Consider the following 21353-nt stretch of genomic DNA (forward strand, 5'->3'; position numbering starts at 1 on the left):
TCGCGATCGAATGCAGGAAACCAGCGCGCGTTTACGATGTCATTCTCCGCATACGGAGTTCGCACCGGGGAAGTGAAGCGCAAGAACTTCGCCGGCTTCAGCTTGCCGGTTCGCGCCATCTTTTCCAGCTTTTCGAGCTGCTTTTGCTGGCGCATGTTGGTGGGAAAAAGCTTCGGCAGACGCTCTTCCAGGCGAAAATCGGTCGGAGTCGGATAACTGAAAAATCGATCACTATCCGCGACAATCTTCCGATTCAGCTCAGAGAAGTAGCGTTCCGCAGCGGCATTGTCGAACTCCGAAAGGTTCTGCGGAAAGTTGCCGTTTACCTGCGGCCACGAGCGGGTCCACTCCACCCCCCACTCCAACGGACGCACAATGCGATTGGTATCGCGCGTGGTGAGATGTGTCTCCCACGCATACATAGCCCTCTGCCAAAGTCCGCGCATTCCTAGTTCAAATTTAGCAAAAGAGGCTTTCCCCTGGATTGTCATTCCGAACGTAGGCTCGCGCGTGCTGTTCGCGCGAGCAGGAGTGAGGAATCCCTACGGACTGCTAGGAATTTCCAACTCACATTTAGGCACACTGTAGGGATTCCTCACGCCAACAGCAGGCGTTCGGAATGACAAGGAGTGCGGGCGAAGGTGTCAATCCGGCAACGGCCGGCTTAAAGCAAAACAGGGCAGGCCAGCCCATTCTCCCCCGAGACATCGGGCCTGACTTGCCCCTGGTTTCTCCCGCTAAGGAGAGCTTGCCGGGATACGGAACACAGGTGACAGGGACACTTCCTGGCCCCTATCCCCTGTGAGCAGTACCCCTCGACATAACCTTGCTTCAACTCCGCTGTCGCGACAATTACAAACTTCGGCAGGTACTTGCGTTGACATTAACCGGGAAGGAACGGGGGAAAGGGGAGAGGGAACAGGTTACAGGGGACAGGTTACAGGGGGCGGGCCAACTTCGAATTTGCGTGTAGTAACCGGAAATGCTGAAGAGCAGTTCTCATGCCCGGTGCCGAAGCGTCGCCACCCTCCTGTAACCTGTTCCCTGTCCCCTGTTCCCTTTAGACTGTACCCATGCACGCGCATGTACACGGGACGGCGAGCACCTCCAAGCTCCTGCGCATTGCGCTGCTGCTGACGCTGGCTTACATCGTTGTAACCGTCGTTGCCGGTCTGAAGGCACATAGTCTGGCGCTGCTCTCCGAGGCCGGGCACAACGTTTCTGATTTTCTCGCTCTGCTCCTCTCCTGGGTTGCCGTTTACCTCGCGACGCGTCCTCCGAGTTCGACCAAGACTTACGGATATCACCGTGCCGGGGTTCTGGCTGCATTCGTGAACGCGGTCACGCTGGTGATCGTCGCGATCTACATCTTCATCGAGGCGGCCCATCGGTTGATGAATCCCGTTGCGGTCCAGGCGCCGGTGATGATGATCGTTGCCGCCGCCGGCGTCGTCATGAATGGAGCCATTGCCATCATGCTGCGCGGCAGCAGTCACGACGTAAACGTTCGCAGCGCGTTCATCCACATGCTCGGCGACACGCTCTCGACGGCTTCGGTGATCATTGGTGGCTGGGCCATTCTGTGGACTGGACGAAACTGGATCGATCCAGCGCTCTCCTTTGCGATTGCGGCGCTGATCCTGTGGTCATCGTTCGGAATCATCCGCGAGACGTTGAACATCCTGCTTGAAGGCACTCCGAAGGGAGTGAGCATGGAGCGTCTGGCTCAGGCGATGAAAGAAGTCGATGGAGTGCGCGACGTGCACGATCTCCATGTCTGGAGCATTGGCTCGGAGATGCACGCGCTCTCTTGCCACATTGCGATTGCCGACATTCCCCCATCGGAAAGCGAGATCATTCTGCATGAAGTAAAAGAGCGTCTGGCCGAAGGCTTCCACATCCACCACACGACCATCCAGTTCGAGCACGAAAAGTGCGACATCGCCCACGGCTGTGTAATGCCGGTCTCGATCGAAGAAGCTCATCATCACGAACACTGAGGGGATCGGGTGATCGGCCATCGGGTGAAGTGAAAGACGAAACCTGACGCGGATTTCGCGGATGGGACGCGGATCAACTCCGAATTCGAGACAGAAGTCAGATCAGGGCCAGCCTGTCTCTGCCGTGCAAATCCGCCTGCAAGTCTTTCGAGTGTTCACTTCATAGGAGTTGTTCAGTTTCAATCAAGAACCGGGAAACGAACCCGAATCATCCCGAGCTTTCGCGTGATCCGCGTCCCATCCGCGAAATCCGCGTCGTGTTTTGCATTTGCATTTGCATTTGTCCGCTGGTTCAAGCGATGATCCGATGCCTTTCCCCTCTGCTACTCTGATTTCGTGAGCGTGCACAATCCTGCCTATTTCACCGTAATCGGACTCGCGGCGGGAACTTTCACCACGCTCTCATTCGTTCCGCAACTTGTGAAAACCGTGCGCACTCGGCGCACGAAAGATATGTCGGGATTGTGGCTCACATGCTTCATCTGTGGACTGATTCTGTGGCTGACCTACGGCCTGCTGCTTCCGTCCATGCCGATCATCCTGGCCAATGCCGCAACTCTGCTGCTTACGCTCCCGATTTTGTTCATCAAGATCGCCCAACGGAATCGCCCCGAATAAGACGTCACGCGCGCGCTGATCAGCATATCGTCGGCCATCCTTCCCCTTACCTAAGCGCAACAAAAGTAAGACAGAGGAGAGCTCATGAAAATTTTCCGAAACATGGCATTAGTTGCCAGCCTGGCGATGTGTGTACCGCTGGTTGCACAAACCGCAGGACAGGACATGAAGAATGCCGGTCACGATACAGCCAACGCAACCAAGAAAACCGCTCACAAAGTAAAGCGTGGAACCAAAAAGGGCGTCCACAAAACCGCTCACGCCACCAAGAAAGGCGCGAATAAGGTAGAAGGGAAGACCGACACCACTAATCCCAAATAAGATATGAGGGCGCCACGCCTCACCGCTTGACTCGCAGCCTAGTCGTGGACCGCGGACTAGTCCGTCTTGTGCTCGATCTGTTCCGCACTCTCAAGCGGTTTGCGGGCGAAGTAGTAGAGCGAGGCGGCTAACAAGGCAAATGTAATCACGGCGAGAATGTTGCTGTTCGCCGTTGCCGGAAATTTCGCTCCCCAACCAAGAGAATTTTCTGGCAGCTTTTTCAGCTTCTCCAGCAACTTGATGATGATCCCGATGAGGCCCATGATGCCGCCCGCGGCAATGAGGCCGCTGGCAAATAAAGAGCCAGGGCTGACTTCGCTTTCTGCGGGAGTTTCTCCGGCGCGCTTAGCTGACGACTCCACCAGCCAGCGAATGATTCCTCCAGCAAAGATCGCGAGCGTCGTTCCGATTGACAGATAAGCTCCGACAGCGAAAGCCAGAGAACGGATTCCCAGCAGTTCAACCACTACCACCAGAAACACGCCTAACATCACGAGTCCCCAGGGAAGCTTACGCGTGAGGATTCCATTGATCACAGTCGACATCAACTGCGCCTGCGGAGCAGCGGCCTGTTCGCTGCCGATTCCTTGAATCCATTGGACCTCAATCTGTCCTGTTTTGGGATCATAAAGGTACTTGCCATTCGCAACTTCGGGCGAGTTGATCGCGTTCAGCAGGTAGTAATCGGAGCCGGATTTTGTTATTTCCTGGCCCTGGGGATCCTTGTAGCTGAAGTGATCGCGATCAAACGTCTTTTTTCCGTTGTTTTCTTCGAGCGTCACGCCAGCAGGCAGATGATTGATATCGAGCTGCTTCGTGAGTGGACGAAATTGTTCCAGACCTTTGTTCATCCACGTGACCGTGTAGCCGACCATGAACGTAGAAACCGTTACACCAATCAGCAGTGCCGCCTGTTGCGCTCTGGGAGTCGAGCCGACAAGATAGCCAGTCTTCAAGTCCTGCGAAGTGTCGCCTGCATTCGAAGATGCGATGCAAACTACACCGCCGACAGCTAGTACCAGTGCGCCAAACGCTGGAGCCGTCCAGCCCAGCACCAGAAAGATGGCTGATGTAGCCATGAGGGTCGCGATCGTCATTCCCGAAACGGGATTCGCAGAGCTGCCGATAAGGCCTGTGATGCGCGAGGACACGGTGACAAATAGAAATCCGAAGACAACGACGAAAATTGCAGCCGCCACATTGGCCAGAATAGAAGTCTGCGCACCGGGAATTGGCTTGAAAGTCAGGAATGCCCACATGGCGATGATCAGCAGTACCGATCCCCCAACTGTGACCCAGATAGGCAAATCCCTTTCGGTGCGCAATCCAGACTCCTCACCTTTTCCTCCGCCTAACTGCTTCAGGCTTGCACTCAATGCCGAAACGATCGTTGGAATCGTCTTCAGTAAAGTAATCAAGCCTGCGGCTGCAACAGCGCCAGCTCCCATAGGTTTGATATAGGCACTCCAGAGATCCGAAGGCGACATCTGGGCGATGGGGACGGTACCTGGATAAATCGCGCTGGGCAATCCTGCACCGAAGAAATGAATGGCCGGCATTAGCACGAGCCAGGAGAAAACTCCGCCGGCGAAGATCACGCCCGCAACGCGTGGACCGATAATGTAGCCGACGCCAAGATATTCAGAAGTAGTGGAAGCTCGTATGGACGCTCCGGGGTACGACTTCAGGTCCCACGTCGGCGTACCCGGCCAGGCGGCAAAAAGATTTTCATTTTGGAACAGGGTATAGAGCGCTCCAAGTCCGAGACCCCAGAAGACGCGGCTCGCGAAACTGCCGCCACGATCTCCGGCAACGAGCACATCGGCGCAGGCTGTCCCCTCGGGATACGTAAGTACGCCGTGCTCTTTCACGATCAGTTGCCGCCGGAGCGGAATCATGAAGAACACGCCCAGCAAGCCACCAACCAGGCTGAGTAAGAAAATGCGCGCGACTTCGAGCTTGAAGCCGAGAAAGATCAGAGCGGGCAAGGTGAAGATCACGCCGGAGGCGACGGACTGTCCCGCGTTACCAGTCGTCTGAACGATGTTGTTTTCGAGAATCGTGGACTTGCCGAAGGCGCGGAGGATGCTGATTGAGAGAACCGCAATCGGGATCGACGCAGAAACTGTCAATCCAGCGCGCAAGCCGACGTAAACCGTGACAGCTCCGAACAGAATTCCGAAGAACGAGCCCAGAATCAGCGCGCGCGGAGTGAACTCTTTCAGCTTGGTCGCCGGCGGCACGTATGGCTCAAACTGTGTAGCTGGAATTTTGGGTTCAGTGCTGGTGGCCAAAGCTCTCCTCCGACCAACGGGCGAGCCCGCTGGCCCGTAGATTCTAAGGGCAAACGTCCAAAAGAAACAGCAGAACCGGCGGCGGTAGCCGGTGGGCGGAGATGGGCGTCCAAGCCCATCTCCGGTTTACGATCGCGCACATAACTGAAGCACTCTGAATCCTCACCTGCGCAGCCGCGAAAGTCGCGGCTGCCCCATCGGCTACCGCCGGCGATTCTGTGGAACTGCACGCGCAACGCCGGTGTCTATGGCCCTATGCTCGAGGTTCGAAAGCTGACCAAGCGCTACTCGGCGATCCCTGCAGTGCAGGACGTGAGCTTCAGCATTCGTCCTGGTCAGATTTTGGGATATCTCGGGCCGAATGGCTCGGGCAAGAGCACGACAGTAAAGATGCTCACTGGCCTGATTGAACCTTCTGACGGGGAGATTTTCTTTCGCGGTGAAAACGTTCTGAAGAACCGGCTCTGGTTTAGTCGCCACTTTGGATATGTACCGGAAGAACCATATCTCTACGCCCACCTCACAGGACGCGAGTATCTGCAACTCGCCGGACGGCTCAGAGGAATGGAAAAGGCGCTGCTCGGACGAAAGATCGAAGCAATGCTCGAATTGTTCGGCCTCGCAGAATTTCGCGACACGCAGATGTCGTCGTACTCGAAAGGTATGCGGCAGAAGGTACTGCTGTCAGCAGCGCTGCTGCACGATCCTCAAGTACTGATTCTCGACGAGCCTTTTTCCGGATTGGATGTGACGGCCGCGCTAGTCTTCCGCTCGCTGCTACAGGCGCTGGCCAACGAAGGCAAGATGATTCTCTACAGCTCGCACGTGCTCGAAGTTGTAGAGAAAGTCTGCTCCGAGGTTGTGATTCTCCATCGCGGACGCGTGCTGGCCTACGATTCCGTTGCACGGCTGCGAGATCTCCGCGCTTCCACGTCCCTTGAAGATGTTTTTTCGCAGCTGGTCATGCAAGAGGACGTGAGCGCCGTTGCGTCGCAAATGATTGCCATAATGCGAGCGTAACTATGCCGCTTCGACGCCGAGCCAGAGAATGGCTTGAAGCTACCCACGGACCGCTATTCGAATTGCACCGCCACTACGCGCGTCAGCTCTTCGAAAGTGAACTGATCACCTCACCTGACGACCTCCGCCGCGTCGTGATCACTTGTCTGGCAGCGATTGCTTCACTCGGATTCATCGTTCCCAAGCTGTACTACAAGAAATACGAATTTCTGTCCCTCGGACCGAACGCCGATCTCTATCGCAGGGCGATCTATGCCGATCAGCTTTTCTTCATTGTGATGACCATTTTGGGAATTGCGGCTTTGGTGACATTTCAGTGGGATTCGCTGTTTCCGAGCCGACAGGACTACCTGATTTTGCGTGCGCTCCCGCTCAAGCTGTCGCACATCTATTTTGCCAAGTTGACGACGTTGTGCGCGTTGGTCGTACTTGTGATTGCTCTGCTCAATATTCCCTGCGCGGTTTCTTTCGCCTCGGTGATCTCCGGAGCTCACGATCTCGCTCCTTCATGGCTGGAGGCCTTTGCTGAATTCGCGGCGGCGTTCTGTGCAGGGGTCTTCGTTCTTTTCTTGTTAGCGCTGCTGCAAACCGTGCTGATGAATGTTCTGCCGCTGCGCTGGTACGCGCGCGCCTCGGCATCAGTGCAATCGCTTCTGCTGGTCGCGGTGCTGTGCGCGATTCCCTGGGCGGTCGATCTGCCCAATGCTGTGCACTGGGTAGATTGGCGGCCGACTTGGAGCGGGTATGCGCCACCACTGTGGTATTTGGCGCTATACGAAAAGCTGATCGGCAAAGCCCGTCACGGCGATTCTGTTCTGGCGCTTCGAGGAATCGAGGCGATGATTGCCGCCATTGCTGCGACAATTCTGGTCAGTCTTTTATTTCATCGCCGCTACGCGAAGCGAATCTTCGAATCGGAAGTGAAGCTGCGCGGATCAAGACTTCATTTGGCGGAGCGAATTGCCGAGTTCATCGCGCGCGATCCGCGGGAATCCGCGATTCTGTTGTTCGCGCTGCGCTCACTGGAGCGGCTTAAGCAACATCGGATGATCCGTCTGGTGTACGCCGGAGTCGGCTGCGCCCTGTTGATCGAGAGCGGGATCGGACTCATTCTGACCGGCGCGATCAATCGCGGCCCGATTCAACATGGCGCCGCACTGGACGCAGCCTTCGCTCTCCCCTTATTGCTGTTCTTTTTCCTGTTTACAGGATTGCGCTATGCCTTCCGCATTCCCGTAGACCTGCGCGCGAATTGGCTCTTCCGCCTCACGGCGCAAGATGCGAACGTGGAACGCGAGCGTGCATTGCGGCTCATCTATTTTGGATTCGCGCTGTTGCCGGCCGTGATCACGACGCTTCCTTTCCTTCTCCTCGTCTTGATTCGATGGAAGGCAGTGTACGGCGTTTGTTTCGCTGCGCTCATCGCGCTGATCATCATCGAGCGCGAGCTCAGCAATACCGACACGATTCCACTCACGTGCTCGTACCTGCCGGGGAAGCGCAATATTCTCCACACCGGCATCATTTATTGGCTTACGGTGTTCGGGTTGACGACGATCCTCACAGCGTTCGAGGCGATTGGAGCAGCAAATCCCGTTCGCGCCGCGCTGGCCATCGGTGTCCTAGCCATGATTCTGTTCCGAGCACAAAAGCGCGAATCGTCCTCTGAGATCCCCGAGCTTCGCTTCGAAGATATGCCGGAGCCTGCAGTCGCGACGCTCGGCCTCGCGCGAGAATAACGAACCAGCCACAACCGCTCCGTCTATTCGCCAAACAGTAATAGGCAAATTGCAATCAGCCTGCGTATGCTGGATGTGCTCTGATATGCGCTCCTGGTCTGGGAAAACAACCCTTCGGAACTTCAGTTCACTGCTGCTACGCCCGCTGCGACACACGCTAATTGCCAATTGCCTATTGCTTATTGCCTATTGCTGGCTCCCAACTCTCGCCCACGCACAAGGCAACTACGAGATCCAGGTGTATGGCTCCGACATGGTCCCGCCCGGCAACACTATGGTCGAACTCCACAGCAATTACACGCTTACCGGCACGAAGGCAGCTCCAGGCAGCCGCTTTGCCGCAGACGGAACCGAGCCGACGACCGGCGCGGTCCACGAGACGGTGGAGATCACGCAAGGTTTTACTAACTGGTTTGAAACCGGGTTCTACATCTTTACCAGCGCCCATCGTGACTTCGGATACGAGTGGGTGGGAGACCACATTCGTCCTCGCGTGCGTGTGCCTGAGAGTTGGCACTGGCCTGTTGGAGTGAGCCTGTCGAACGAGATCGGCTATCAACGCGCACGCTTCTCGCCGGATACGTGGACGTGGGAAATTCGGCCGATCGTCGATAAACAGCTTGGCCCCTGGTATCTGTCCTTCAATCCGACGCTCGAGCGTTCATGGCATGGCCCCAGCGTGAGCCAGGGAGTCGAGTTCTCGCCGAACTTCAAGTTCAGCTATGACGTGACTAAGAAGATCGCAGCGGGCCTCGAATATTACGGAGCGTACGGGAATCTTACGGGATTCGATGCCTTCCACGAACAACAGCAGGACTTCTTTCCGTCAATTGATCTGAATGTTTCTCCAAAATGGGAATTCAACTTCGGCGTCGGCGTAGGCGTTACACGATCCACTGACCACTTGATCGTGAAGTGCATCGTCGGTCGGCGTTTCTCGTTTAGCCGCCACAAGCAATAGGAAATGCCGTTCAGTACGGCCGTTGTTTCTGTCATTCCGAACGCCCGATTTTGGCGGAGGAATCCCTATCAAGTCTAGGCATCGCTCGTCGATTCAGACTGCCTTCCTCTAACCTAACGTTGATTCTGACCGTAGGGATTCCTCACCGCAAAACCAGCGGTTCGGAATGACAGAAATAAAACCCTCCGTGTCTTCGTGGTGAAAACTAAGGCAAGATCATCCGAACTGATGCAGAGCTTTGCTGAGCCGTTCGTGGTGCTCGTCGTCGAACGCGACGAAGCGGAAGCCGAATTCGGAGTTTGCCTGCCGTTGCACTCCCTTGCCGATAAACTCGATCAGCCCCACGATTGGGCCGATGGGAGTGGGGATAGCGATCTCAGCCAGTGTGCCGCTTTTAACTTGTGAAGCTAATAACGCACAGCCGCCCGTCATCGACAGCCGGCGGAGCGTGCCTTTCACCAGCTTATCTTCGACTCTGAAATCGGCTGGTTCAGGGTTGGGGAAGGTCGTCCTTGGAGCTCGAACTGAGGGATGAACTTTCGGGAACGTTGCCATGCCAAGACTCTAGCTGCCGGAAGGGATAGATAGGAAGATTACCTTAGCCGTATCCGACGCCTGAATAGGTACAATGACCGACTGTAAGCTATTGTAGATAGGTTATTTAACCCCGGAGGCACAGAGGCACAGAGGACCTCTTTTGGGTTTTCTCTTTTGTAAGACGTTCTCCCTGTCTCAGTTGTAAGACGTTCTGCGTGTCTCAGTGGCTCCGTGGTGAAACCTGCTCCTTAGGAACTGCTAACATCGGCTGGGCGTAAACGTCTTCTGAACGGGAGGATTTGATTGATGACGAGCCCACTTCTTCGCTGTTTGCGTATCGCTGCCACGGTACTCGCGATAACCGGACTGGCTGTCGCTCAGGACCAGGGGACAGACAACGGCCGCGAATTCCACTGGACTGGAAAGCTGGCGCCGGACCAGGTGCTGGTGATTAAGGACATCAACGGCAACATCGACGCGAACGGATCGTCGAGCAGCGATCAGGTTGAGGTTTCGGCCAGAAAGAGCGGCTCCGGCGCCGAGGATGTGAAAATCCACGTGGTCAAGCTGAACGACGGTCTGATGATCTGCGCTGTGTATCCCGGCTTCTTCAATTCCGAGAACTGTGATTCCAGCTCCCATTTTGGGAACAACCACAACAATGCCCGTGTTGACTTCACGATTCATATGCCGCGTAATGTGCGGTTCACCGGCAAAAATGTAAATGGCGAGGTGAATGCCGAGTCGATGGGCCGCTACGTCGAAGCGACCAGCGTGAATGGAAGCATCCACATTTCAACATCGAGCTGGGCCTCGGCGAATACGGTAAATGGATCCATCGACGCCACGCTTGGCCGTGCGGATTGGTCGGGGGATCTTGAATTCAAGAGCGTAAACGGCAGCATCAAGCTGCAGCTTCCCGCCAACGCGAACGCGGAAGTAGATTTCAAGAGCGTGAACGGCCATCTCGATTCGGACTTTCCGCTCACGGTACAAGGCAGCATTGGACGCCATTCGGTCCACGGGACCATCGGCAGCGGAGGACGCACGCTCGATATCAAGACCGTCAATGGCAGCGGAGAACTGCGCAAGGGCACGGTTTAGATCAAAGTCAGTACCGTCCGCGATAGCGGATGGGTGGGTCCCGGAGACCCATCCGCTACCGCGAACGGTACTGACACGACAAAGTCGGGATCACACGTTAAGAACGACAGGAACACTACAGAGGAAGTCGGATACACAGTAGTCGGCGCAAAAAAATCCCGCCTCAGGCGAGGCGGGCTTCGATTCGATAGGGTGAACTCAATCTATCGGCGAGCATCCTCTCGCACCATAGTCTTTTTGTAGTATCGTTCGGATAATCCAAAACCATTACAAATTGTGCTCACGCCCGCGACGTGCGGTTGTACTGCCGCTGCATCATCATAGTCGTCGGGCGAGGTGATAAATGAGAACGCACTTTTCATTGCTGCCGCTTTTGTTCTTAGGCTTCATGGCTACGTATGCCACAGCTCAGAAAGTTACTCCCATTTCTGAACAGCGACTGAAACAGCTACTGCCCGCCACGGTCTTCATCGACGGCGAGAACGTGCCCACGCAGGAGCGGAATGCGGCGATGGTCGCATTGCCGAACGGCAAGATATTGATCGCTAGCCTGATCGAAACTGCCGGATACAGCTCGGCTTACCAGGAAAAATACAGCGGCGTCCTGCTTTCCCAAACTGGGTTTATGCTCGGCTCGAAATCGCTCGATCCTGGGGCATATGCATTTGGGCGAAAGAAGGACGGCGACACTGTCACGCTGCTCGTTTATAACTTGGGCGGAGATCAACTGGGCCAGATCGCAACCGCGAAACAGGAGAATCTACGTCCGGTGAAGCCGCTGCAAATCATCGCTGCTGAAGATGGCTCAGCACGGTTGTATCTCGGCCCTTACTACGTCGCGATCGCAGGCAAGTAAATGGCTGCTCCGCTGGCGAAGGCCCATTCCGCAATTTGGCGCGCGGGTTTGATTGGCCTTGCTGTCACCTTGAGTGCGGTCGTGGCTTACTCGTGGTACGTCACACAGCAGATCGCCGGCCTGCGCGAATTGCAGACCTCTATCACCGAGCGCAATCGCAAAGACTCATTGCAGTTGCTGCGCATTCAAAACAACCTCAACGACGCGGCTCTGAGCATGCGCGATATGCTTGATAATCCCGAGCACTATCCACTCTCAGCCTTTCAGGCCCAGTTCCAACGCATTCGCACTGATTTGAACGATGCTCTGCAACGCGAGCAGGAGCTAGCCGTTGCAACGCGCACGCCGGCGCAGAGTCAGTACCTCAGCAATTCCGTCTCCCAATTCTGGAATGCAATGGATCAGATGTTTGCCTTGGCTCGGCGAGGGAAGGAGACTCAAGCGCGGGAAGAGATCCTCACATCCCTACAGCCGCGGCAGGCTGCTTTGAGCAATGCCGTTGCCCGATTTCTCGTTGCCAATAACGAGAGCGAGCAGCAGGCACAGCAGCGGGTTACATCGATCTACGATCGCGTCCAACGCCAGGCCTACATCTTCCTGATCGCGACGCTCGCTGCGATCGTGCTTACCAGCGCGCTGATCATCCGGTCCAATCGTGGATTGTTCCGCCAACTCGCGATCGTCTCGCAGCAGCGTGGAGAGCTGGCACAGAAACTGATTTCTACGCAAGAATCGACTTTAAGCTACGTTTCGCGCGAGTTGCATGACGAGTTCGGACAGATTTTGACCGCTTTGGGAGCCATGCTGACTCGAGCGGAAAAGCGCAATCCCGATTCAGAACTAACTGAGAGCCTGCGCGAAATCCGCGAAGTCGCGCAATCGGCGCTGGACAAAACGCGGACGCTTTCCCAAGCCTTGCATCCCGTGATGCTTGACGAGTCGGGACTAGAGCAGAGCCTCGATTGGTATCTTCCGACGATTGAGCGACAAACAGGAATCGACATCTCCTACGAGAAATCAGGCGTGCCCTTCGAGGTGCCGCGCAGCGCCGGCGTGCACATTTACCGCATCGTCCAAGAAGCACTGAACAACATCAAAAGACACTCCGGAGCGCAGCGAGCATGGGTGCGTCTGCGATACGTAGCTGATGCGCTGGAGGTGGAAATTGAAGATCACGGTCGCGGTCTCCCGCCCTCCTCAAATGGTTCGCGAGGAATCGGTCTGGTAGGAATGCGTGAGCGCGCGCAACTGATCGGAGCAGAATTGAAGTTCAGTCAGCCTGCTGAGGGAGGAACGTTGGTGCGGTTGCGGGTACCGCGCGCGGAAAGGAATGCGGCGATAGGCAGTAGGCAGTAGGCAATAGGCAGTAGGCAATAGGCAGGCGGGGGCGCTTGTTCGGCCTATTGCTTATTGCCTATCGCCTATTGCGACTCTATGCTGCCCACATTCTCGAAGATGCCCAAAAACAAAATCTCCGTCTTGCTCGTAGACGATCACACTCTCGTCCGCCGTGGATTTCGCCGCATGTTAGAAGACGAGAGCGATATCCAGGTTGCTGGCGAAGCCAGCAGCGGCGCCGAAGCCGTGGAGTTGGCGCGAAAGCTTAAGCCTCAAGTCATTCTCATGGACTGCGCGCTACAGGGCGAGAGCGGCATCAATGTGACGCGTACCATTATGGGATCGCTTCCCGAAACGGCAGTGCTGATGCTCAGCATGCATTCCGAGGAGACGCTGGTGCGGCAGTCATTTGAAGCCGGTGCGCGGGGCTACATCCTCAAAAACGCCTCGGACCTCGATCTTGCAGCAGCAATTCGACGCGTGTTGGACGGGGATATTGTCCTCGATGCGCAACTCAAGCGCGCCGAAAACCTTAAAGGCGAGCGCACCGCGGGGCTGACAGCGCGCGAGCTCGAAGTTCTTCAGCTGATCGCGATGGGTAAGTCAAACAAGGAAATCGCCAGCGAGCTGGACGTGAGCGTCAACACCGTCGCCGTACATCGCGCGAACATCATGAATGCGCTCGGGCTGCACAAGACGGCGGAGTTGGTCGTGTATGCGATACGGAATGGATTGGTGAATTTGCCGTGAGCGCAATTGAGACTCATGAGCGACTCGCAATGCCTATCTCGTGCGGAAAAGCGGTCCTTCACTCTCGAATGTAAGCTGCCGGCGTAACTATTTTGGTGGTTTCGAATTGCTTAAGACTTAGTAAATCGCGGTCTCCGGTAATAATTGAATGCGCATTACCGTTTATTGCCAGTTCCAGGATTTTGTCATCATCCGGATCGCGACAGACGCGGACTCGTCGTACGATCGGGATCATACGGATAAGGCGAACCAGCAATCGAAAAAACTGCTGTCGCTCTTCTACACTGACGTACGGGTCGAATTTCGGGCGGGACAAGACATCCGCCAATTCGCTCATCGTTGCTTCGGAACCGAGAATATCTGCAGTATCTACCGCTTTGCTGACCGCCTGTGCAGGAACGGAATCGGGAGATAGAAGCCGGCTGATGAATGCATTGGTATCGAGAACTACACGTTGTCTAACGCTCATCCAGAAGCGATTTGAATTTGGCGTCGGTTAAACCGCGTTCGGCTGCGCGGGCAGCTATGCGGTCGCAAAAGCTCTGAAATTCCGCAGCATTGCTGTCACGCAGTCTTTCGTACTCCTCGGTCGATAGCAGGACGGCAATTTCCTGATCTTTACGCCGAATGCCAATGGGCTCTCTTTGCACAGCGTCAAGCAAAGAAGCGAAATCGTGTTTTGCGTCAGTATCGGAGACGTATTTCATCTACCTATTATCCTAACAACGTGCGAGGCTACCTCGTGTAACTGTCTCCCGTGGGTTGCAGCACCGGTTCTGGATGTCCCTGCTGAACTTTGCTGTGATGACGGCTATACGCGAAGTAGATGATGAGCCCGATCACCAGCCAGACGATAAGTCGAATCCACGTGGCATTCTTCAGGCTGTACATCATGTACGCCGAGGTGATGATTCCCATAATGGGCGTAAACGGCACCCAGGGAGTCACAAACGCGCGCTTCACCGGCGTTCCGCGGCGGCGCAGCACCCAGATTCCCGAGCAGACGATGATGAAGGCCAGCAGTGTGCCGATCGAGACCATCTCGCCGAGTACGTTGATCGGCGTGAGAGCGCCGGCGAGCGCGACGCAGATACCCACAAAGATCGTCGAGAGGTAAGGAGTACGGAATTTGGGATGGACTTTACTGGCCCACGCCGGCAGGAGTCCATCGCGCGACATGGAAAAGAATACGCGCGATTGCCCGAGCAGCATGACCACCATGGTGCTGCTGAGTCCGCAAATTGCGCCGAGCTTCACCAGCATGCTGCCCCAGCGCACACCGGTTACGTCGATGCCGATCGCGATTGGGTCGGGAACGTCGAGATTCGTGTACTTCACTAAGCCGGTCAGGACGAGTGCAACCAGGATATAGAGCACTGTACAGATGACGAGGGAGCCCAGAATCCCGATTGGCATATCGCGTGCCGGATTCTTGGCTTCCTGCGCCGCCGTGGATACAGCGTCGAAGCCGATATACGCGAAGAAGATAATGCCCGCAGCAGTTGCTATTCCCGAAATCCCGAAGTCGCCGTAATGACCAGTGTTCTTCGGCAGGAAGGGAGTCCAGTTGGCGATCGCTTCGGCGCGATGGCCGAATATGTACGATGCTCCGAGTCCAAGGAAGACGAGGAGCACGGCAACTTTGATGATCACGATGAGTGAGTTGAAGTTGGCGGATTCCTTGATTCCGATCACGAGAATGACCGTCACGATCGCAATGCCGATAAATCCGAACAGATTGAAGGAGGAGGTCATCGTCGGCAGGGTGGCGGGATCGATGTGCTCAAGGTTGAGCTTCATGATGATGCCGGCCAAACGCTCCCAGTGTCCGTGATACAAAACGAACGGAGTGCCGGGCGCTCCGGCAAGCGTGGGGCTCACCCGGATGCCGAAATCACCGAGGAAGCTGAGTACATAACCGCTCCAGCCGCTGGCCACCGTCGCCGCGCCAAGGGCATATTCAAGAATCAGATCCCAGCCGATGATCCAGGCGATGAACTCGCCTAAAGTTGCGTACCCATATGTATAAGCTGATCCGGCCACGGGAATCATCGACGCAAATTCGGCATAGCAGAGGCCCGCGAAGACGCACGCAACCGCCGCCAGGATGAAGGAGAGAACAATCGCCGGGCCGGCGTTCTCCGCCGACGCGGTGCCGGTAAGCACGAAGATGCCGGTCCCGATGATGGCGCCGATTCCCAGCGAGATAAGGTTCGTAGGACCAAGCGCGCGCCGCAGACTGTGCTCGCCGGTTTCTTCCGCCTCCTGCATGATGATGTTGAGAGGCTTCTTTGCCATTAAATCAGGCATTCATTGTTCTCCTGTGTTTGCGATTTCAGCCTGCTTGACTCGGTAATTCTGACGTCATTACGCGCGCACTTTGCCGCGACCAGAACAGGTACACGGGAATCCCCAGCAGCACGATGATTAGTCCGGGCCAAGTATATTGCGGCTTGTAGCGCAACAGTACGATCTCGATAAATATTGCCATCAATATATAGATTGCGGGCAAAACAGGATACCCAAAGGCACGATAGGGACGAGGCGCATCGGGCTGAGTTCGCCGCAGGACGAACAGGCCGCCGATGGTAAGGATGTAGAAGGCAATCTGCGCGAACATGGTCAGGTCGAGCAGTTGACCATAGGTGCCGGAGAGGCAGAGGACGCATGTCCAAACGGTCTGCGCAACCAGTGAGACTGCTGGAGTTTTATATCGCGGGTGCAGGTCGCCAATCGAGCGGAAGAACAGCCCATCTTTCGACATCGCGTAATAGATTCGTGCGCCGGCGAGGATCAGTCCGTTGTTGCATCCGAAAGTCGAGATCAGGATCGCGATAGCCATCAGCGCTGCTCCCGACGCTCCGAAAGCTTGCTGCATGACTGCCGTGCCGACGCGATCGTCGGCGGCGTACTGAATGCCGCGAGCAAGAATCGTGCTTCCGTGTGGATCGCCATGCAACGGCAGAACCATCAAGTAAACGAAGTTGGCAGCGATGTAGAGCAGGATGACGATGGTCGTGCCCAGCGCCAGCGAAAGAGGAATATTGCGCCGCGGATTCTCAACTTCCGCCGCCGTGAACGTGACGCCGTTCCAGGCGTCGGCAGAGAACAGCGATCCAACCTGCGCTATCGCAACGATCGTCAACAAACCGACCAACGCGGTCGGACCTCCGATGCCGACCTGCACCGGATGCAACGTATGGAACGAGGCGTTCTGCCAGAAGTGTCCGAAGTTCTGGCGGATGGCTTCTGCGTTGCGTCCTAAGGCTGCGCCGATGAGCACCAGTCCAAGCAGTGCGGCCGTCTTGGAAAAAGTGAAGATGTTCTGCACGAACGCGCCGCTGCGCACGCCCAGAACATTCACGCCGGTCAGCAGAAGAATGGTCGCGATCGCAACCAGGTTCTGGCGATTGAGACCCACGTCCATGTTGCCGAGCGCCAATGGGCCAACGACCCATTTTGGAACGTGACCGATGTGCCAGATCCATTTGTCGGCGGAGATCACCGGAAAGAGCACACCGAGAAATTTTCCGAATGCTACTCCCACCGCAGCGATGGTTCCCGTCTGGATCACCGTGAACATCGACCATCCGTACAGAAATCCCCAGAGCGGCCCGAGTGACTCGCGCAGGAAAATGTACTGTCCACCGGCTTTGGGCATCATCGCGGCTAATTCGCCATAGGTCAGTGCGCCGACGATGGTCATGAATCCCGTCACAGCCCAGGCCAGGATGAGAAGTGCGGGCGACTCGACCAAACGCGCGATGTCGGCCGAGACGATGAAGATTCCGGAGCCGATCATGGAGCCAATTACAAGAGAGGTCGCGCTGGTGAGATTGATTCCCTTAACGAAGTCGGTCGATTCGCGGACGGGTACGCGAACCTGGGTCTGGGTGGTCACTGCCTGATAGTTTTACCTCATTTTCTCAAGGAAAGCCGCAGTTCTTTTACGCGGATCGGGGAGCAAATCGCTGATGACTGCGACCGAATCTGCGCCGGCTTCGATAACCGAGCGGCAGTTCTCGAGTGTGATTCCGCCAATCGCGACGAGCGGCTTTTGCGTGAGAGCCCGTGCGCGCTTGACTCCTTCGAGGCCGATTATCGGATCAGGATTCTCCTTCGAGGAAGTACTGAACACTGGACCAACAGCCACGTAATCTGCGGAAGATTCATCGCCCACTTTGACTTGCTCGGGATTGTGAGTGGAGATGCCGAGAATGCGCTCAGGTCCAACGATTCTGCGTGCGGCGTCCGGAGGAAGATCGTCCTGCCCGACATGAACGCCGCTCACGCCGGCAGCCACGCAAAGATCAGCGCGGTCATTCAGGATCAACCGGACGTTCTCAGGAAGAACGCGCCGCAGCTCGCGCGCAATGCGAAGGATCTCGCGCGCCGAAGCATGCTTCTCGCGCAATTGAATCAGGGTCGCCCCACCGGCGGTAACTTCGTTTGCGAACTCGATGATTTCTCGAAGTCCGCCTTTCCCGATTCGCGTTGGAACCAAAATGGGATAGAGGCGAGGCATGGACGCTCTGTCGATCAGGCTCAAGCCGTGCAACTCGCTTCAATCAAACAGCTCTTCCTTCCACAGCTTCTGCCCACCGAGCGATGTATGGAACGCCCAGAGAGCAAGCACTAACACGAGAGCGTAGGCGAAGATGCCTGCACCCGCGAACCAGCTTGAGAAGTCAGAGGTCATTGGAAGATTGAGTAAAAGATCGGTCACGAAGAATCCAGAAATCAATGCGATCAGGCCAAAGCGCACCATCACGAAAGCTGCGCTTCCATATAACAAAATCATTGTCGGAATATGAACCGCGAGATGTTGTGCTCCCAGGCTCCTGTAGAAGACCCAAATCCCGACAAAGACCACTGTAGCCAGCCATGTTTTGCGAAGCAGGACGCGCAGAAGAAACAGGACGAAGAAAAAGACGAGCGTGCCCTGGAACTCCCACAGAACGCGCACCAGATAATTGCCCATCACATGCCGAGCACCGAGAAGAAATGCGAGATCTCCCCAGATCAGAGAATCTCCAAAGCGAGCCACGATCACTCCATAGCTATTGAGAATCAGGTTGATCAGCAGACCCTCGAGGATGCCTATGAGCAAGTCCTTGCCTACGAGCGGATCGCGCCAACGACCGTGCAACAAACGCGTCCAGGAGATGATTGTCTGCGGCCAATGCCGCCTTACATAAGGCTCAAGCGCAAGGTAAAGAACTGCCACGGTAGCACTGAGAAAGAGCGAGCCGCAGATGGCCAGAAGCAGCAGGCCAAAGCTCCCAACGCCCGCCACAAAGTGGGCGCGCAGGACCCACACCACCATATCCACAATGAAATAGAACGTGCCGATCCGCCAGGCGGCGCTCAGATCGCTACGTTTCTTGCGCGTATTGCGATAACCCAGCCATGCCGAGGCGAAGAGGACGATTCCGCCAACGGTAGCTATGAAAATTCCTGAGGCTTTGTCTGAGGACTTTTCTTCGCGCACCTGGCGGTTCGGTTGGGTCCATGGCCCAATCAGACTGAACAATACGGGGCGTCCTCCCAGCGCTGCCGCTTCTACTCGAAGTGGAAAGCCGCTTTCCGGCCACGATCCGCTCCAAGCCAGGCGAGTGTCGGAAGCAGCCAGCGAGTTCCATAATGGCTCGGTCGGTTGAAACTTTGAGAAATCCAGTCCGGCCAAAGCGAAGATCGGCTTCCAATCAAGCGATTTTGTGGGTAATGGGGCATCTTGTTTTTGCGGAGGAATCGCGCCGAAGCTGAGGAGTCTGCCCTGCGGATCCAACTCCACGACGATCATTCCCGAAATGATATTGGGTGGATCGTCAGGGCCGGTTAAGCCCGGATTTAAGCTAAAACTGTCTCTAAATTCCGTAACCAACATCGGCTGCGGACTCGAACGGTACCAGTAATGGATCACCGGCGGAGGCTGAGAGAAGACCTTGTCCCAATCCGGATGGGCACTCTGAGCTTTGATGTAGTGCAGAAAATCGTCCGATTCCCAGAATCCCCAGTCGCTGTCAGCCGCAGGTTGCGTATAGCCAAGCTGATTCGCGATCTCCTGTGCTCGATGCGTGAGCACGTCGGGAGACAAGTTCATGTTCATCTTTGGGAGGCTGCTTACCCGAACGCCGATCCAGAAGCACGCGGCAAGAGCGAGCAAGATTCCCCCGATGCAGGGGACGGCAATGCGCGGCGCGAGGCCTTCGACCTCTCCCGCCGCGGCGACCATTTGCGGCGAAGGCGTTTCCCCCGCCGCAAGCGCGGCAGCCAACGGATCTCCACCGGGAAGAGCTGCAGCCACGGCCAGCACAGAAGCAGGGCGCATAGCTGGATCAGGCTCAAGGCAGCGCAGGATTACGCGCTCCACTCCGGGATCGAGATCGCGCACCAAAGTAGATGGATTGGTGGGACTCGGCGATTCGCTCCGCGTCCGCACAATTTCTGCCAGAGTGTCGGCCTGGAAAGCACGCTTTCCGGTGAATATCTCGTACAAGACGAGCCCCAGCGCGTAGATGTCGCTCCTGGCTGTGACTTCTTTTCCGGCGAGCTGTTCCGGAGCCATGTAGGCCGGGGTCCCATATCGGACCTGCTCGTGAGGAATGTGCTCGGCCAGGTCAGCCAAGCCGAAGTCCATGATCACGACTTCGCCCTGACTGTTCAGCATGATGTTGGCTGGTTTCAGGTCGCGGTGCAGCACGCCTTTGTCGTGAGCAGCAGCTACTCCGGCGCAGAGCTTGCGCGCAATCTCGAGAGCTTTGTCGGAAGGAAGCCGCCCAATGCGACGCAACAACGAGCCAAGATCCTCGCCGTCGACGTACTCCATTGAGAGAAAGACCAAACCATCGGCTTCTCCGATGTCGTAGATGCGACAGACGTTCGGGTGTGAGATTCTGCGCGCAATCCGAACTTCATTGTGGAAGCGTTCGAGTGTGACCGGATCTTGTGCGGTAGCTTCAGGCAGGAATTTCAGCGCGACCGGCTGCTGAAGGCGAAGATCGTCGGCGCGATAGACCTCGCCCATTCCTCCACGGCCGAGGAGGGCAATAACTCGATAGCGCTCGGCCAGAATCGTTCCTGGAATGAAGCGACCCTCATAGGAGGCGCTGCTCGGAGCCGATGACTTGGGAAAGCTCTTTGGCTTTGGAGTGCGTGGAGGCGCGGGAGTGACCGTGGCCGTAGCCATCGGATCGCTTTGCTGCGAACTGCCGCAGGAGGGACAGAATCTTGCATTGGAATCGATCTGCTGTCCGCAGGCTGAGCAGTAAATGGACGAAAGCTTGGCCACAGTTTCGGAGTGCAGGCCATGATACTAAAGGTCCCGGGAAATGGGAGGCGTTGCGTGACATAGAAAAGACCGCAGGGATAGCGTGGAGTCTCTGGACAGGGATCGCCCGGATTGCGGACAAATCTTCTTGCGTCACCGATCTGTGCAAAGGCGTGCGCGAAGCGTCCGTTGATTCGCGTCGTGGTTTTGATGGTTTCGGTGCTAAGCGCCGGCCGCGAGAGATTTCCTGTCTTCCGGCTGCGGTTCCGGAAAGGGAATTATTTTGGCCTGATTCATTTGGTGCATGGCGTTAGCGAGTTCGGGCGTGTCCTGCTCTCCGGCGAACCGATCGAAGAAATAGCCGAAGAGGATCAGGGCGCAGATGAAAGGGAATAGTGTTACGGCGAGAAGCATAGCGAGGGAGCCTCCCGGGGAACGCTAGCCAGTATGTCTCTAATGTGAGTTCTCCCGCAATGGGAAGATTCGCTTATAAGGTGAGACACGGGAGTAGCTGAATTGCAAAGAGGGGTTTCAGGGAAAACGGT

Annotated in this window: 20 protein-coding genes; 10 read left to right on the plus strand and 10 right to left on the minus strand. The window is 56.2% G+C overall.

Going from position 1 to position 21353, the window contains the following annotated elements; genetic code table 11:
• On the minus strand, positions 1-446 hold a 446-nt coding region (locus VFU50_12830), incomplete at its 3' end, for an abhydrolase domain-containing 18 (GenBank protein HEU5233740.1).
• 627 nt (positions 447-1073) lie between these two features.
• Here VFU50_12830 and VFU50_12835 point away from each other — a divergent pair.
• The 3 genes from VFU50_12835 (at position 1074) to VFU50_12845 (ending at position 2939) form a co-directional block, all read left to right on the plus strand.
• On the plus strand, positions 1074-2000 hold the full coding sequence (locus VFU50_12835) for a cation diffusion facilitator family transporter (protein ID HEU5233741.1): 927 nt from the start codon (positions 1074-1076) through the stop codon (positions 1998-2000).
• A gap of 336 nt (positions 2001-2336) precedes the next feature.
• Entirely contained in the window at positions 2337-2618 is a 282-nt protein-coding gene (locus VFU50_12840) for a SemiSWEET transporter (GenBank protein HEU5233742.1), read from the plus strand.
• A gap of 84 nt (positions 2619-2702) precedes the next feature.
• On the plus strand, positions 2703-2939 hold the full coding sequence (locus tag VFU50_12845; protein HEU5233743.1) for a hypothetical protein: 237 nt from the start codon (positions 2703-2705) through the stop codon (positions 2937-2939).
• 56 nt (positions 2940-2995) lie between these two features.
• Here the strand turns inward: VFU50_12845 and VFU50_12850 are convergent, their stop codons facing one another.
• Positions 2996-5233, minus strand: a complete 2238-nt coding sequence (locus tag VFU50_12850) for an oligopeptide transporter, OPT family (GenBank protein ID HEU5233744.1) — start codon at positions 5231-5233, stop codon at positions 2996-2998.
• A gap of 255 nt (positions 5234-5488) precedes the next feature.
• On the opposite strand from VFU50_12850, the gene VFU50_12855 reads away from it, so the two are divergent.
• The 3 genes from VFU50_12855 (at position 5489) to VFU50_12865 (ending at position 8953) form a co-directional block, all read left to right on the plus strand.
• A complete protein-coding gene (locus VFU50_12855) occupies positions 5489-6253 on the plus strand; it encodes an ABC transporter ATP-binding protein (protein HEU5233745.1) in 765 nt (254 codons plus the stop codon).
• 2 nt (positions 6254-6255) lie between these two features.
• On the plus strand, positions 6256-7992 hold the full coding sequence (locus tag VFU50_12860; GenBank protein ID HEU5233746.1) for a hypothetical protein: 1737 nt from the start codon (positions 6256-6258) through the stop codon (positions 7990-7992).
• A gap of 175 nt (positions 7993-8167) precedes the next feature.
• The gene (locus VFU50_12865) at positions 8168-8953 is read left to right on the plus strand and encodes a hypothetical protein (protein ID HEU5233747.1); all 786 of its coding nucleotides are present in this window, start codon (positions 8168-8170) and stop codon (positions 8951-8953) included.
• Between the two features lie 216 nt (positions 8954-9169).
• Here the strand turns inward: VFU50_12865 and VFU50_12870 are convergent, their stop codons facing one another.
• Entirely contained in the window at positions 9170-9508 is a 339-nt protein-coding gene (locus VFU50_12870; GenBank protein ID HEU5233748.1) for a PilZ domain-containing protein, read from the minus strand.
• Positions 9509-9796: 288 nt separating this feature from the next.
• On the opposite strand from VFU50_12870, the gene VFU50_12875 reads away from it, so the two are divergent.
• The 4 genes from VFU50_12875 (at position 9797) to VFU50_12890 (ending at position 13538) form a co-directional block, all read left to right on the plus strand.
• Positions 9797-10594: a DUF4097 family beta strand repeat-containing protein gene (locus tag VFU50_12875; protein ID HEU5233749.1), complete on the plus strand. Its 798-nt coding sequence runs from the start codon at positions 9797-9799 to the stop codon at positions 10592-10594.
• Between the two features lie 343 nt (positions 10595-10937).
• A complete protein-coding gene (locus tag VFU50_12880) occupies positions 10938-11450 on the plus strand; it encodes a hypothetical protein (GenBank protein ID HEU5233750.1) in 513 nt (170 codons plus the stop codon).
• Entirely contained in the window at positions 11451-12806 is a 1356-nt protein-coding gene (locus VFU50_12885) for an ATP-binding protein (protein ID HEU5233751.1), read from the plus strand.
• 78 nt (positions 12807-12884) lie between these two features.
• On the plus strand, positions 12885-13538 hold the full coding sequence (locus tag VFU50_12890) for a response regulator transcription factor (GenBank protein HEU5233752.1): 654 nt from the start codon (positions 12885-12887) through the stop codon (positions 13536-13538).
• Positions 13539-13596: 58 nt separating this feature from the next.
• Here VFU50_12890 and VFU50_12895 read toward each other — a convergent pair whose 3' ends face one another.
• The 7 genes from VFU50_12895 to VFU50_12925 all read right to left on the minus strand — a co-directional run bounded on the left by VFU50_12895 (position 13597) and on the right by VFU50_12925 (position 21222).
• Positions 13597-14007, minus strand: a complete 411-nt coding sequence (locus VFU50_12895; protein ID HEU5233753.1) for a putative toxin-antitoxin system toxin component, PIN family — start codon at positions 14005-14007, stop codon at positions 13597-13599.
• Positions 13997-14245 carry a type II toxin-antitoxin system Phd/YefM family antitoxin gene (locus tag VFU50_12900; protein HEU5233754.1) on the minus strand — a complete coding sequence of 83 codons (249 nt, stop codon included), beginning with the start codon at positions 14243-14245 and terminating at the stop codon, positions 13997-13999. Before VFU50_12900 ends, VFU50_12895 begins: the two co-directional genes overlap by 11 nt.
• Positions 14246-14273: 28 nt before the next feature.
• On the minus strand, positions 14274-15848 hold the full coding sequence (locus tag VFU50_12905) for an amino acid permease (GenBank protein ID HEU5233755.1): 1575 nt from the start codon (positions 15846-15848) through the stop codon (positions 14274-14276).
• Between the two features lie 25 nt (positions 15849-15873).
• A complete protein-coding gene (locus tag VFU50_12910) occupies positions 15874-17439 on the minus strand; it encodes an amino acid permease (protein HEU5233756.1) in 1566 nt (521 codons plus the stop codon).
• Positions 17440-17451: 12 nt separating this feature from the next.
• A complete protein-coding gene (gene thiE, locus VFU50_12915) occupies positions 17452-18063 on the minus strand; it encodes a thiamine phosphate synthase (GenBank protein ID HEU5233757.1) in 612 nt (203 codons plus the stop codon).
• Positions 18064-18102: 39 nt separating this feature from the next.
• Positions 18103-20727 (minus strand): serine/threonine-protein kinase, encoded by a 2625-nt coding sequence (locus tag VFU50_12920; GenBank protein HEU5233758.1) that lies wholly within the window; start codon positions 20725-20727, stop codon positions 18103-18105.
• Between the two features lie 303 nt (positions 20728-21030).
• Positions 21031-21222: a hypothetical protein gene (locus VFU50_12925; protein ID HEU5233759.1), complete on the minus strand. Its 192-nt coding sequence runs from the start codon at positions 21220-21222 to the stop codon at positions 21031-21033.
• Positions 21223-21353 lie beyond the last annotated feature (131 nt).

It is taken from the genome of Terriglobales bacterium (assembly GCA_035764005.1).
Classification (GTDB): Bacteria; Acidobacteriota; Terriglobia; order Terriglobales; family Acidobacteriaceae; genus Gp1-AA112.